We start from the raw sequence: 13,931 nt of genomic DNA on the forward strand, positions 1-13,931 counted from the left end.
TTGCGGGTATTGCTGATCAAGACTTCATCGCTGGGCGACGTGATTCACGCGTTGCCGGCGCTGACCGACGCGGCCCGGGCCATCCCCGGGATCAAGTTCGACTGGGTGGTGGAAGAAGGCTTCGCCGAGATCCCGACCTGGCACCCGGCCGTCGGCAAGGTGATTCCCGTGGCGATCCGTCGCTGGCGCAAGAACCTCTGGCAGACCATCAAGAGTGGCGAGTGGAAGCGCTTCAAGCAAAGCGTGCGCGCCAGCCAATACGATCTGGTGATCGACGCTCAGGGCCTGCTGAAAAGCGCCTGGCTGACGCGCTACGTCAAAGCCCCGGTAGCTGGTCTCGACAAAGGCTCGGCGCGTGAGCCGATTGCCGCACGTTTCTACGATCGCAAACTGGCGGTGGCCCGTGGGCAACACGCCGTCGAACGGGTGCGTCAGTTGTTCGCCATCGCCCTTGGTTATGACCTGCCCAAAGGGTTGGGCGACTACGGCCTCAACGTCGAGCGTCTGGTGGAATTGCCGCGCAAGAGCGCGTTCGTGGTGTTCCTGCACGGCACCACGTGGGACACCAAGCACTGGCCGGAAGCCTACTGGCGCGAGCTGACCGAACGCGTCGGCTATCTGGGCGTCGGGGTCAAACTGCCGTGGGGCAACCCGCTGGAGAAGGCCCGTGCCGAACGGATTGCCGCTGGCTTCAAGCACGCCGAAGTGTTGCCGAAGCTGAATCTGGCCGGGGTCGGCAAAGTGCTGGCCGGCGCCCAGGCTTGCGTCGCGGTGGACACCGGCCTCGGCCATCTGGCGGCCGCGCTGGACGTGCCGACGATTTCCCTGTTCGGCCCGACCAACCCGGGCCTGACTGGCGCCTACGGCAAGGTGCAGATTCACATGGCCAGTGATTTCCCCTGCGCCCCTTGCCTGCAAAAGAAATGCACTTACCAACCGACCGCGCAGGATGCCCGTCAGTTTGACCTGAAACGCGAGCAGCCGCTGTGCTTCACGCGTGTGAATCCCGAGCGTGTCGCCAGCCGACTGAGCACGTTGTTAATGGCTGAGGAGCTGCGCTGATGCAATTGGCTTTTGTTCTGTACAAATATTTCCCGTTCGGTGGCTTGCAGCGCGACTTCATGCGCATCGCCCTCGAATGCCAGAAGCGCGGCCATCAGATCCGTGTCTATACGCTGATCTGGGAAGGCGACGTGCCGCCCGGTTTCGAAGTGCTGGTGGCGCCGGTCAAGGCGTTCTTCAATCATCGGCGCAACGAGAAACTCACGGCGTGGATGGAAGCGGATCTGGCCAAGCGTCCGGTGGACCGCTTGATCGGTTTCAACAAGATGCCGGGGCTGGACGTCTACTACGCCGCCGACGGCTGCTTCGAAGACAAGGCGCAGAACCTGCGCCATTCGCTGTACCGCCGCTGGGGCCGCTACCGCCACTTCGCCGAGTACGAGCGCGCGGTGTTCGCCAAAGACGCGAAAACCGAAGTGCTGATGATTTCCGAAGTGCAGCAGCCGCTGTTCATCAAGCACTACGACACGCCATTGGAGCGCTTCCACCTGCTGCCGCCGGGTATCGCCCAGGATCGTCGCCGGCCGGCGGATGCCGACCAGATTCGCGCCGGTTTCCGCGCCGAATTCAGCCTCAAGGACGATGAATTGCTGCTGGTGCAGATCGGCTCCGGGTTCAAGACCAAGGGCGTCGATCGCAGCCTCAAGGCGCTGGCTGCACTGCCCGCCGAGCTGAAGAAGCGCACCCGGCTGTTTGTAATCGGCCAGGATGACCCCAAATTGTTCCAGATGCAGAGTACGACTTTGGGCCTGGGCGACAACGTGACCTTCCTCAAGGGTCGCAGCGATATCCCGCGCTTCCTGCTTGGCGCCGACCTGTTGATCCACCCGGCGTACAACGAAAACACCGGCACAGTATTGCTCGAAGCGCTAGTCGCCGGGTTGCCGGTGCTGGTCAGCGCGGTCTGCGGTTACGCCCATTACATTGCCGAGGCGGACGCCGGGCGAGTGCTGGACGAGCCGTTCGATCAGGCGCAACTGACGCAGTACCTGACTGACATGTTGAATGACGACGCTGCACGCGCGGCCTGGAGCCGCAATGGTCTGGCTTTCGCCGAGACGGCCGACCTCTACAGCATGCCGCAGCACGCGGCCGATGTGATTCTGGCGGAGCACGCTTAAATGAAGTTGATGCTGGCTGAACCGTTCAAGAGCCTTTGGGCCGGGCGCGACCCGTTCGCCGAAGTCGAAGGCTTGCAGGGCGAAGTCTACCGCGAGCTGGAAGCTCGACGGACTCTGCGCACGGAAGTCGACGGCAACGGATTTTTCGTCAAGATCCACCGGGGCATCGGCTGGGGCGAGATCTTCAAGAACCTGCTGACCGCCAAGCTGCCGGTGCTCGGCGCGGGTCAGGAGTGGAAGGCAATCCAGCGTTTGCAGGAAGTCGGGGTGCCGACCATGACCGCCGTGGCTTACGGCGAGAAGGGCAGCAACCCGGCGGATCAGCATTCGTTCATCGTCACCGAAGAGCTGGCGCCGACCATCAGCCTCGAAGACTTCAGCATCGATTGGGTCAAGAACCCGCCGCAGCCGAAACTCAAGCACGCGCTGATCGCTGAAGTGGCGCGCATGACCGGCATGATGCACCGCGCCGGGGTCAACCACCGCGACTGCTACATCTGCCACTTTCTGCTGCACACCGACAAGCCGATCACCCCGGACGATTTCAAGCTCTCGGTGATCGACCTGCACCGCGCCCAGACTCGCCCAAGAATTACTCAACGCTGGCGCAACAAGGACCTGGCCGCGCTGTATTTCTCGGCGCTGGACATCGGTCTGACCCGTCGCGACAAGCTGCGTTTCCTCAAGGGCTACTTCCAGCAACCGCTACGGCAGATCCTGGCGCAAGAAGCGCCGTTGCTGAGCTGGCTCGAAGGCAAGGCCAACAAGCTTTATGCGCGCAAACAGCGTTACGGGGATGCGCTCTGATGGCGGGTTGGACGCTTGAACCGCAATACAGCGAACTGGCCGAAGATTTCGGCAGCCTCGAAGCGGTGTTTGCCCTGCAGGGCGAGCGCCTGACCCGTGACCCTCTGTCCGAAGTCATCCGCGTGCAGCGCAACGGCGTGAATTACTACGTCAAACGCTACGTCGGCGCCGGTAAAGGCTTGCGCCGTTACCTGGGCAAGCCCCGGGTGAAGATGGAGTGGCAGAACCTCAAGCGCTTCGCCAAGTGGGGCATTCCCACCGCCGAAGTGGTGGCCTGGGGCCTGGAGCGACGTGGCGCGGCCTATGCCCGTGGCGCCATGATCACCCGCGAGCTGCCGCGCACCGAAGACCTCTCGGCGCTGGCCGAACGCAACGATCCGAAACTCAAGGATCGCCTGTGGGTTGATGGCATCAGCCGCCAACTGGCCGGCTACACCCGAACCATGCACGATCACCGCTTTACCCATAACGATCTGAAGTGGCGCAATTTGCTGATCGACGATCAGGCGCAGCTGTTTCTGATCGACTGCCCGAATGGCGACTTCTGGCGCGGCTTTTGGCTCAAGTACCGGATCACCAAGGATCTGGCCTGTCTCGACAAGGTGGCCAAGTATCACCTGTCGAACACCCAGCGCCTGCGCTTCTACCTGCAATACCGCGGACGTGATCGGCTGAATGCCGCCGACAAGAAACGGATTCGCCACGTGGTGAGATTTTTCGAGGGGCGCGAATGACTGATTTCCTGGCCGCTGAAGACCGGGCGCTGCTTGAGCGTCATGGCCTCGGCACTTTCGACGCGCTCTGGGCCAAACAGCTCGAAGCCGTGGACGAACCGAACACCGATGGCGGTGGCTGGAGCAGCGTGTTTCGCCTGGAGCTGGAAGGGCAGGCCTACTACCTCAAGCGCCAGAGCAACTACCTGACCCGCACCCTGCATGCGCCGTTCGGCGAGCCGAGTTTCGCCCGCGAGTTTCGCAATATCAGCCGCTACAACAAGTTAGGGATCCCGGCGCTGCAAGCGGCGTTCTTCGGTGAGCGCAAGGTCAAGGGCGATGTCCAGGCGATCCTGCTGACCCGTGCCCTCGACGGCTGGGACGATCTTGATTCGCTGTTGCAACGCTGGTCCGACCTGACCGCCGCGCAGCAATCGGCCATTCTCCAGGCCTGTGGACAACTGGCGCGCCAGCTGCACGGCGTGCGTCAGGTACACGGCTGCTTTTATCCGAAACACATCTTTTTGCAGGCTGATGGCGACGCGTATAAGGCGCAGTTGATCGACCTGGAAAAGACCCGACCCCTGCTGTTCGGCATGCGCGACCGGGTCAAGGATCTGGAGCCGCTGCTGCGTCGTGCGCCGGAATGGAGCGAAGCGCAATTGCGCGAGTTGCTCGCGGCCTATCTCGATCAGCCAGTCAACAGTTCGCTGGTCGACACCTGGGTGACGCGCCTGACTGCACGGCGCAGTCGCAAGGAGACCCGTTGATGCGCTTGTCAGAACTGAAAAACGCCGGACGTGCGCCGAGTCTGCCGCTGACGATTTCGCTTGCCGATGCGGCAGGCCCAGCGGATCTGCAACTGCTGAGTCTGCTGCGGGTGTTGCCGGGGCAGCGCTATGTCGGTGCAGGGGTGTGGCGCGGCCGGCCGGTGCTGGCCAAATTACTGGTGGGCAGCAAAGCTGCGCGGCATTTTCAGCGTGAACTGGCGGGCGTCAAGTTGCTCGCCGAACAAGGTCTGACCACGCCGCTGTTGTTGGCTGATGGCCTGACGGATGGCGAGGGCGGCTGGCTGCTGTTCGAGTTCCTCGAAGGTGCTGAAAGCCTCGGTGAGGCCTGGCAGAAAGTCGAATCGCTGCCAGTGCTGGCGGACGAGCAATCGGCGGTACTCGCCGAGGCGCTGGGCGCGATCGGTCAACTGCATGGCAAAGGCCTGTGGCAGGAAGATCTGCACCTGGACAACCTGCTGCGCCAGGGCGGTCAGCTGTACCTGATCGACGGTGCCGGGATTTGTGCCGAGACCGCTGGCCAGCCGTTGTCACGGCAGAAAGTGCTGGAAAACCTCGGGGTGTTTTTCGCCCAGTTGCCCAAGTCTCTTGAGCCGTTCACCGAAGAATTGCTGGTGTATTACCTGCTGAGCAACAGCGAACACGCGTTGCCGCTGGAAGCCTTGCAGAAGCAGATCGCCAAGGTGCGCGCCTGGCGCCTGAAGGATTACCTGATCAAGGTGGGCCGCGAGTGCACGTTGTTCAGTGTGCAGCGCGGTGCGTTCGGTCTGCGGGCGATCCGTCGCGAGGAAGAAGCGGCGATGCTCCCGGTGCTGGATCAGGCCGATGCACTGCTCGATCAGGGCCATCTGTACAAGACCGGCGGCGCGGCGAGCGTCGGCAAGGTCGAAGTGGCCGGGCGTACACTGGTGATCAAGCGCTACAACATCAAAGGCTTCGCGCACTGGCTCAAGCGTTTCTGGCGTCCGAGCCGCGCGTGGCACTCTTGGCGTGAAGGTAATCGTCTGGCATTCCTTGGCATCGCTACGCCGAAACCGCTGGCAGTGCTGGAAAAGCGCTTTTTGTGGCTGCGCAGCCGCGCCTATCTGGTGACCGAGTTCCTGCCAGGGCCGGACATCATCGAGCGCTTTGCGCCATATGTGGAAAGCGGTGCGGCGCCGGAGTCCGAGTTGCAGGCGCTGGATCAACTGTTCGCACGGTTGATTGCCGAGCGCATCAGTCATGGCGACTTCAAGGGGCATAATCTGTTCTGGCAGGAAGATCGCTGGGCACTGATCGACCTGGATTCGATGTGTCAGCACAGCTCTGTCGGAAGTTTCGCAGCGGCCTATGCGCGGGATCGGGCACGGTTCATGCGCAACTGGCCCGAGAGCAGCGCGCTGTATCAGGTGATCGATCAGCGGTTGCCCAAGGACATCTCCAGCGCGGCCTGAACCGCCTTCGCCAGCAGGCTGGCTCCCACATGGGATAGCATTCCCCTGTAGGAGCGAGCCTGCTCGCAACAGGGCTTTAAAGCCCCAAAAAACTCCCGTTGAGCAATAGCGGACAAACTGCACTGACTTGTCCTACAGCTTCTCCAGAAGCCATGAACTGTGCCCGCTCCAGCCCCGATGCTAGCTTGCCCTGACCACTTCGGAGGGCAAGACTTGACCATCAAAAACGCTTTAACACTCAGCACCTGCGCATGGCTTTTATCCGGCTGCGGCACCGCCGCCTCGGTCCTGCAAATGGACGCTGACGTCGCCCGCGACATGCGCAAACAGAAAACCTACTGCCAATCGATTCCACGGATCTACAGCGGTCTGGCGTTCGACTTCTGTGTGCTCCACGCGCCCCCTGACCCCTCCGGCGTCCTGGTGCCATTCGTGTTGCTGGACCTGCCATTGTCCGGGGTGCTGGATACGGTGGTGTTGCCGTATACGATTTATCAACAGGTCGTGGATGGCAATATCGGCATCTATTGGCGAACAGATCGCGGGTAACTTTTTTTGCAATTTTCTCTGTTTGAAAACCAGAGCGAGTCGCAAGCGATTGTTGAAGCGGCAGCGCTCTTGTATCCGTCCGGGAGATACAGCGACTACATCGTCTATGTTGATGAAAGCGGTGATCAAGGGATGCAGAAGCTGGATCCCTATTACCCTATATTCGTGCTTGCTTTTTGCGTCTTTCAAAAAAGGCATTACTGCGAAAAGGTCATTCCGGCTGTCCAGAAATTCAAGTTCAACCATATGGGGCACGATCTGATCGTGCTGCATGAGCTGGAGATTCGAAAAGAAAAAGGAGCGTTCTCCAGCCTGTTCACTTCGAGAGTGCACAAGCATGCCTTTCTCGACGAATTGACCGGCATTATCGAGGCCATCAATTTTGTCCTGATCAGTTGCGTTATCGACAAGGCCTTGCTGCGCGAAAAGCAGGCATCTGCGGACAACCCCTACCACTTGGCTCTCGGCTTCTGTCTGGAAACGCTGCATGAGTTTTTGCAGGAAAAGCATCAACATAAAGTGTTAACGCATGTGATTTTCGAGCGGCGAGGCAAGCGGGAGGATAACGAGCTTGAGCTGGAGTTTCGCAGGGTTTGTGGCGGGTCTAACCGATTGGGGGTTCAACTGCCGTTTGACATCGTCTTCGCCACAAAACAAGTCAATTCCACCGGATTGCAGCTGGCTGATCTTGTTGCAAGGCCGATCGGCATGAGTGTTTTGAGGGCGGGTCAGGAAAATCGCGCGTTTGATGTGCTCAGGCGCAAGTTCTATTGCAGCGGTGGGCGGAATAAAGTTGGGAAAGGTTTCGAGAATTGGGGGTTGAAGGTTTTCCCTCCCCCAGAAAGCGAAAAGCCCCGGTGATCTCACCGAGGCATTAGCGCCGACCGGGATCCCCCAGCCCATTTGCACGGAAGTCTATGTTGAGAGGCTCGGGAGTGTCAACGCAAAGGCCGGCCAGTTCCGCTAGAGGCTTGTCGGCGCTTTTACGCTATAATCCCGCCCTTTAGCTGTCTCTCGCCCGGTGCGAGGGCACATCAATTTTCAAGGCGCATCGCGCCTGAATGCAGACTAAAGAGGCTAGACCCTGTGGCATTGACGATTCTTGGCCTGTCCGGCGCCCTTAGCCATGACCCTTCAGCCGCCTTGTACATCGACGGCAAGCTGGTGGCGGCGGCTGAAGAAGAGCGCTTCGTCCGCGATAAGCATGCAAAGAACCGCATGCCCTACGAATCGGCGAAGTTCTGCCTGGAACAGGCCGGTATCAAGCCGTCCGACGTTGACGTGGTGGCGATTCCGTTCGCCCCGATCAGCCTGTTCGGCAAGGCCCGCTGGCACTACGCCAAGCGCTACTGGTACGCGCCGGATCGCGCCCTCGATGCGATCCTGATGGGCAACCGTCGCTACAAGCGCTATCGCAACAAGATCGTCTGGTGCCTGGAGCAACTGGGTTTTGATCCGAAGAAGATCAAGATCGAGCCGGTCGAGCACCACCTCGCTCACGCCTCCAGCGCCTACCACTGCTCGGGTTTCAAAGAGAAAACTGCGATCCTCGGCATCGACGGCAAGGGCGAGTACGCCACGACCTTCTTCGGTTATGGCGAAAACGGCAAGATCCACAAGATCAAGGAATTCTTCGATCCGGACTCCCTCGGCGGCCTGTACGGCGCGATCACCGAGTTCCTCGGTTTCGAGATGCTCGACGGCGAGTTCAAGGTCATGGGCATGGCGCCGTACGGCGACGCCAGCAAATATGACTTCTCGCGTCTGGCCTCGTTCGAGAACGGCGAACTGGTGATCAACACCGACTACGCCAACGTGATCGGCCTGCGTCGCTACAAAGAGAAGGGCAAAGGCTTCTACTTCTCGCCGAAGCTGATCGAGTGGCTGGGTCCGAAGCGTGAAGGCGATATCGCCGACGAACCGTACATCCACTACGCCGCCAGCATGCAAGCGCTGTTCGAGAAACTGGCGTTGCAGATGATCGATTACTACCTGGGCGATGTGCTCAAGGAAACCGGCAAGCTGGCCTTCGCCGGTGGCTGCGCGCTGAACGTCAAGCTGAACCAGAAAATCATCGCCCGCGATGACATCAAGGAACTGTTCGTCCAGCCTGCGTCCGGCGATGCCGGCACCGCGGTCGGCGCAGCAGCCTATGTGTCCCACGCCCGTGGCGTGCCGGTCGAGAAGATGGAACACGTCTACCTCGGCCCGTCGTACAGCAACGAAGACGTGATCGCCGCGTGCGCCCGTCACGAGAACAAGCCGACCTGGCGCAAGCTCGACAACATGCCGGAGCAGATCGCCAAAATCATGGTCGATGGCAACCCGGTGGCCTGGTTCCAGGGCCGCATGGAATTCGGTCCGCGTGCGCTCGGTGGTCGTTCGATCATCGGTTGCCCGAGCGTGGCCGGTGTGGCTGACCGGATCAACCACCAGATCAAGTTCCGCGAGCGCTGGAGGCCTTTCTGCCCGTCGATGCTCGACACCGTTGCACCGCAGATGATCAAGATCGATCACCCGGCGCCGTTCATGACCTTCACTTTCGAAGTGGCGGAAGAGTGGAAGACCCGCGTGCCGGAAGTCGTCCACGAAGACGGCACTTCCCGTGCCCAGGTCCTCAAGCGCGAATACAACCCGCGCTACTACGACATGATGAAGGCGCTGGAAAACCTCACCGGTAACGGCGTGTCGCTGAACACTTCGCTGAACCGTCGTGGTGAGCCGATGATCTGCTCGCCGACCGACGCCCTGAACATGTTCTTCGGCTCCGATCTGCAGTACCTGATCATGGAAGACATTCTGGTGGTCAAAGAGGGCGCAAACGCTTATGACTCGCTCGGCTGAACGCCATGTGCTGCAGTTCTGTCACGGCTATGACGGGCCGTTCCTCGACTGCGCACGGCAGTACGCCAGCCTGTTCGCGGGCACCGGTTATCGGGTGACCACGGTCTTTCTGACCGGGGCCGCCGATAGCGAGGTGGCCGCAGCGTGTGCTTCCGATGAAGTGTTGTTCATGGAATACAGCTCCAAGGCCATTCGTGGCCTGAAGCTGGGCGCCATCGGTGATCTGCGCAAGATCGCCGCTTCACGCAATTTCAGTTTTTGCATCGCCCATCGCTTCAAGCCGATCTACATCGCCTTGCTCGGCACGTCGCTGCCGGTGATTGGCGTGCACCACGCGTTTGACGATTACAAACGCGGCACGCGCAAGCTGTTCGCGCACATTTTCCGCAAGCGTCTGAGTCTGCTCGGCGTCTCCGATGCCGTGCGCGACGACATGCGGCGCTGCCTGCCGAAATGGCCGTCGACCCGCATCCAGACCTTGTACAACCGCATCGATGTGCCGGCCTTGCAGGCCAGTCAGGTGTCGGCCCGCGAGGCCCGCGAGACCCTCGGTCTGGCGGCGGATGCGTTCATTGTCGGCAACGTCGGACGGCTGCACCCGGACAAGGATCAGGCCACCTTGCTGCACGGTTTTGCCGCGGCGTTACCCGGTCTGCCGGGCAACAGTCAGCTGGTGATTCTCGGCAAGGGCCGTCTGGAACAGGATCTCAAGGAGCTGGCGCGCGAACTGGGCATCGGTGATCGGGTGTTGTTTCTCGGTCAGGTGCCGGACGCGCGCAATTACTTCCGCGCCTTCGATGTGTTTGCCCTGAGCTCCGATCACGAACCGTTCGGCATGGTGCTGCTGGAGGCCATGGCGGCCGGCGTGCCTTTGCTCGCCACTGCCTGTGGCGGGGCCAAGGAAGTGGTCGAAGGTGTAGGGATTCTGTTCCCGCTGGGCGATGCCGAACATCTTGCACAAGGCCTGCAACATTTGGCCGGTATGGATGATCAGCAGCGCCGGCAGTGCGCCGAGCTGATGCTCGATCGCCTGCGTGAGCGTTTCTCCGACCGTGCGGTGCGCGACACCTTCTGGCGTCTGCCGCAAGTTACCGATCTGGCACCGAGGGGCTGATGCTCAACCGATTTCAAGGCTGGCGCGAACGTGGCTGGTCGCCCGTTGACGCCTCCACCTATGCCACCGCCTGGCAGCGTTTTGGCGGCAGTGTCGCGACCCATCCACTGGTCGTCGAGCGTCTGGCGGATCTGGCCGGCATCCCGGTGCGCTATCTGGCGTGGGAGCAGGACGGTGAAGTCAAAGCGGCGATCCCGACCTGGGGCCGCGACCTGGCCCTGTCCAAGGACGTGCTCAAGCGCAACGGCAAGAAAGGCCTGTTCGACCTCGGCAATGCCGAGCTGATCCTGCCGGCCGCTGCCGATGCCCAGGCACCCCTGCGCCATCGCGCACGCTATCTGTCGGCGCTCAACGAAAACCGCTTCAGCGGCCTCAAGTTGCAGACCGAACAATTGGCCATGGCCCGCACCCCCGAAGAACTGTCGAAGAAGTTCCGCTACAACCAGCGCCGCGAACTGCGCCTGCTGGAGGAGGCGGGTGGCGTGGTGCGTCCGGTTGCCGAGTTCTCCAGTGCCGAACTGGCGGCGATCTACTGTGATCTGTTCCAGCGCCGCTGGGGCTTCCCGGCCACCGGCGCGGCGCGCATGGCCGAAGTCATCGAGCTGCTGCGCGAACTGCTGATCGGCTCGGTGATCTTCCTCAATGATGCGCCGATCGCCATTCAACTGGTGTACCGCGTCGAAGCGCCGGAGTGGATCAGCGTCGAGTACATCAACGGCGGCGTCGATCCCGAAACCCGCGAATTCAGCCCCGGCAGCGTGTTGAGCTTCCTCAATACTCAAAGCGCCTGGGAACACGCGCGAGCACTGAACAAGCCGCTGCGGTTTTCCTTCGGTCGCGCCGACCGTGAATACAAGGATCGCTGGTGCAATCCTGTGCCGGTGTTCACCGTATGAGTCAGCCCATGAGCCGCAAACAGCAACTGCTCAAGCGTCATCGTCGCAATAAACGCATTACCTTGCTGATCGCCCTGAGCGTGTTGATCGCGCTCGGTGTGCTGGTCGCGTGGTGGTTGCCGCTGGTGCTCGCGGTGGTTGGCTGGGTCGCCCATGAAGCGTGGTTTGCCGATCACCTGTTCTATTCGCCGAAAGACGATTACCAGTACAGCTTTCCGCCGTTTACACCGCAGCCGAAGGTGCATTTGAGCGGCGAGCAATTGCGCCTGGACGAGGGTGTGATGCTGGTCGACGAAGCGACGTTGATCCTCGCGGTAAAGGTTAAAAGCACCTGGCTGGGACGGTTCTTTGATCCACGCGTCGAACTGCTCGGCGGGACGCATCCTGATGCACAAGCCTTCGAGCGCGGGGTCAATGGCCTGCGTTACCTGAACCTCAGCGGTCAGGCGCAAGCTCTGGCGCAAGGCCAGTTGCGCTTGCGCGGGCGCTTCTGCCGGGTCTCCGGCGAGCCGGTGCTGTGGGCACTGGAGCAACCGGACTATCGCCGTCAGCGGGTGATGGTGATCGCCCCGCACGCCGACGATGCCGAGTTGGCTGCCTATGGCTTGTACAGTCAGGCCGACGAAGCCTGGATCGTCACCCTGACCGCTGGCGAGATCGAAGCCGAACATTATCAGCAGATGGGCATGAGCAAGGTCGAGGCCGCGCGGCTCAAGGGCCGTCTGCGTGCCTGGGACAGCCTCGCCGTGCCGCGTTGGGCCGGTGTGCCGCAGGAACACTGCGTGCAACTCGGTTACTTTTGCCTGCAACTGGCGGCGATGCAGGCCGCGCCGAATCAGGCGGTGGGCTCGCGTGAAGCCGACCTGAACGACACGCGCCTGTTTCGCCAGTTGAATCCGTTCACTCTGCCGGGCGATGTCGATGGTGCGCCGAGCTGGAACAACCTGCTGGCCGACCTGCGTGAAGTGCTGTTGCGCGCCCGTCCTGACGTGATCGTGCTGCCGCACCCGACTCTCGATCCGCACCCTGACCATATCTGCGCCCAGCAAGCTGTTTTGCAGGCGCTCCAGGGTCTCGACTGGCAGCCGACGCTGCTCGGTTACGCCAACCACTTGCACGACAACGACCGCTGGCCGATGGGCAACACCGGGCAGGGCATTGCCTTGCCGCCGGCCTTCGATTCGGCGGTGCCGATGCAGCCTTTGTGCCTGCCGCTGTCCATCGAGTTGCAACGGGACAAGGCCATGGCGCTGGGCATGATGCATGACCTGCAGCCGCCGGCACCGATCAAGCGTCGCCTGCGCCGGGTTATCCAGCGTGTGCTCGCCGGGCGGGCTGGGTCGGTGTACGGCGAAAACGAATTTTTTCGAAAAGCAGTCAGGCGCCAGGAGTTGTTCTGGCTACTGAAGCACGGTGAGACAGGCGTCCAGCGGGGAGAGTCATGAGTCAACGGTTCAAGGTGTTGCAGCTGCAACCCGACTACAACGTCAAAGCCCATGACTTTGCCGACCTCGCCGAGCAGATCGTCAAGGCGCTGCCGAGCGATCGCTATGAGATCACCGCGGCTTTCCTGCGCGGCAAACCGGGGCCGGGCGAGCCGGTAAGCCGGGCCGACCATTCGGTGTACTTCGAGTTTTCCGACAAGTCGCTCAAGGGCATGCGCCTGCGGGCGATGTGGCAGTTGTACAAGTTCTGCCGCCGGGAAAAGTTCGACGTGGTGATCTGCAACCGCTTCAAACCGGTGAACATGATGCTGGCGCTCAACCGCTGGTTGAAGGTGCCGCTGTGCATTGGTATCTCCCACGGTTTCGGCGAGTACGATCGCTTTTACCGGCGTCGTCAGACCCAGCGTCTGATTGATCGGCACTGGCGCTTCGTCGGTGTGTCGCCAGCGGTCAAACAGTACCTGCTCGATTGCGATTGCGGCTTCACCGACCAGAACACCTACGCCATCACCAATGCCATCGACATCGAGCAGGCCGAGGGCTTGCAGCACAGCCGCGAAAAAGCTCGCGAGTTGTTGGGCCTCGATCCGAATGTGCGTTTGATCGGCGCACTGGGGCGGCTGGTGTCGGTCAAGGGCCACACCTATCTGCTGCAAGCCTTTGCCGCATTGAAGGACAAATACCCGAACACCCAGTTGGCGATCATCGGTGCCGGGCGCCTGCAGGCACCGCTGGCGGCCGAGATCGAGCAACTGGGCCTGAGCGGTCGCGCGCACCTGCTGGGCTTCAAGGAAAACGCTCTGCAATACGTGCGTGCGTTCGACATCTGGACCATGCCGTCGCTGGCCGAAGGCCTGGGCCTGGCCTTGCTCGAAGGCATGAGCGGCCATTTGCCGGTGATCGCTTCGAACGTGCCGGCAATGTTGCCGCTGATCGAAGGTGCCGGTGGTCTGGCGATCACGCCCAAGGACGTGCCGAGTCTGGTCGCCGCGCTGGATAACTATCTGGCGCTGTCGGACGACGAGCTCAAGGCCAAGGGCGAACAGGCCTACCGTTATCTGCAGGAACAACACGACATCGAGGTGTTCCGTCAGGAATATCTGGACCTGATCGATTCCGGCCTGGAGCAGGCCCGCAAGGAGCAGCCGTGAGCGAAGAA

The 13,931-nt window shown here is 61.3% G+C and carries 13 protein-coding genes; all 13 read left to right on the forward strand.

The features are described 5' to 3' along the window. The 13 genes from waaC to ACOYXG_RS02000 all read left to right on the forward strand — a co-directional run bounded on the left by waaC (position 1) and on the right by ACOYXG_RS02000 (position 13,923). Positions 1-1,062, forward strand: a complete 1,062-nt coding sequence (gene waaC / locus ACOYXG_RS01940; RefSeq protein WP_027611365.1) for a lipopolysaccharide heptosyltransferase I — start codon at positions 1-3, stop codon at positions 1,060-1,062. After that, on the forward strand, positions 1,062-2,183 hold the full coding sequence (locus tag ACOYXG_RS01945; protein ID WP_135294812.1) for a glycosyltransferase family 4 protein: 1,122 nt from the start codon (positions 1,062-1,064) through the stop codon (positions 2,181-2,183). The genes waaC and ACOYXG_RS01945 overlap by 1 nt, the downstream gene beginning before the upstream one ends. Beyond that, positions 2,184-2,990, forward strand: coding sequence for a lipopolysaccharide core heptose(I) kinase RfaP (rfaP, locus tag ACOYXG_RS01950; protein ID WP_285376413.1), 807 nt, complete (start codon positions 2,184-2,186; stop codon positions 2,988-2,990). Continuing rightward, positions 2,990-3,724 carry a lipopolysaccharide kinase InaA family protein gene (locus tag ACOYXG_RS01955; RefSeq protein WP_097087069.1) on the forward strand — a complete coding sequence of 245 codons (735 nt, stop codon included), beginning with the start codon at positions 2,990-2,992 and terminating at the stop codon, positions 3,722-3,724. Before rfaP ends, ACOYXG_RS01955 begins: the two co-directional genes overlap by 1 nt. Beyond that, complete coding sequence (locus ACOYXG_RS01960; RefSeq protein WP_103368215.1) at positions 3,721-4,473, forward strand: lipopolysaccharide kinase InaA family protein; 753 nt, start codon at positions 3,721-3,723, stop codon at positions 4,471-4,473. The genes ACOYXG_RS01955 and ACOYXG_RS01960 overlap by 4 nt, the downstream gene beginning before the upstream one ends. Next, a complete protein-coding gene (locus ACOYXG_RS01965) occupies positions 4,473-5,924 on the forward strand; it encodes a lipopolysaccharide kinase InaA family protein (protein WP_103368216.1) in 1,452 nt (483 codons plus the stop codon). The genes ACOYXG_RS01960 and ACOYXG_RS01965 overlap by 1 nt, the downstream gene beginning before the upstream one ends. Positions 5,925-6,137: 213 nt before the next feature. Further along, complete coding sequence (locus ACOYXG_RS01970; protein ID WP_096794733.1) at positions 6,138-6,473, forward strand: YceK/YidQ family lipoprotein; 336 nt, start codon at positions 6,138-6,140, stop codon at positions 6,471-6,473. A 6-nt stretch (positions 6,474-6,479) separates the two neighbouring features. Next, positions 6,480-7,334, forward strand: coding sequence for a DUF3800 domain-containing protein (locus ACOYXG_RS01975; protein ID WP_150369514.1), 855 nt, complete (start codon positions 6,480-6,482; stop codon positions 7,332-7,334). A gap of 225 nt (positions 7,335-7,559) precedes the next feature. Further along, positions 7,560-9,317, forward strand: coding sequence for a carbamoyltransferase family protein (locus ACOYXG_RS01980; RefSeq protein WP_007967355.1), 1,758 nt, complete (start codon positions 7,560-7,562; stop codon positions 9,315-9,317). After that, on the forward strand, positions 9,301-10,431 hold the full coding sequence (locus ACOYXG_RS01985; protein ID WP_027611372.1) for a glycosyltransferase: 1,131 nt from the start codon (positions 9,301-9,303) through the stop codon (positions 10,429-10,431). Before ACOYXG_RS01980 ends, ACOYXG_RS01985 begins: the two co-directional genes overlap by 17 nt. Further along, complete coding sequence (locus tag ACOYXG_RS01990) at positions 10,431-11,327, forward strand: antimicrobial resistance protein Mig-14 (RefSeq protein WP_460355638.1); 897 nt, start codon at positions 10,431-10,433, stop codon at positions 11,325-11,327. The genes ACOYXG_RS01985 and ACOYXG_RS01990 overlap by 1 nt, the downstream gene beginning before the upstream one ends. An 8-nt stretch (positions 11,328-11,335) precedes the next feature. Then, complete coding sequence (locus ACOYXG_RS01995) at positions 11,336-12,772, forward strand: PIG-L deacetylase family protein (protein ID WP_460355640.1); 1,437 nt, start codon at positions 11,336-11,338, stop codon at positions 12,770-12,772. Then, entirely contained in the window at positions 12,769-13,923 is a 1,155-nt protein-coding gene (locus ACOYXG_RS02000) for a glycosyltransferase family 4 protein (protein WP_096794737.1), read from the forward strand. The genes ACOYXG_RS01995 and ACOYXG_RS02000 overlap by 4 nt, the downstream gene beginning before the upstream one ends. The last annotated feature ends 8 nt before the right edge of the window (positions 13,924-13,931 follow it).

The organism is Pseudomonas sp. G3-39 (assembly GCF_054790485.1).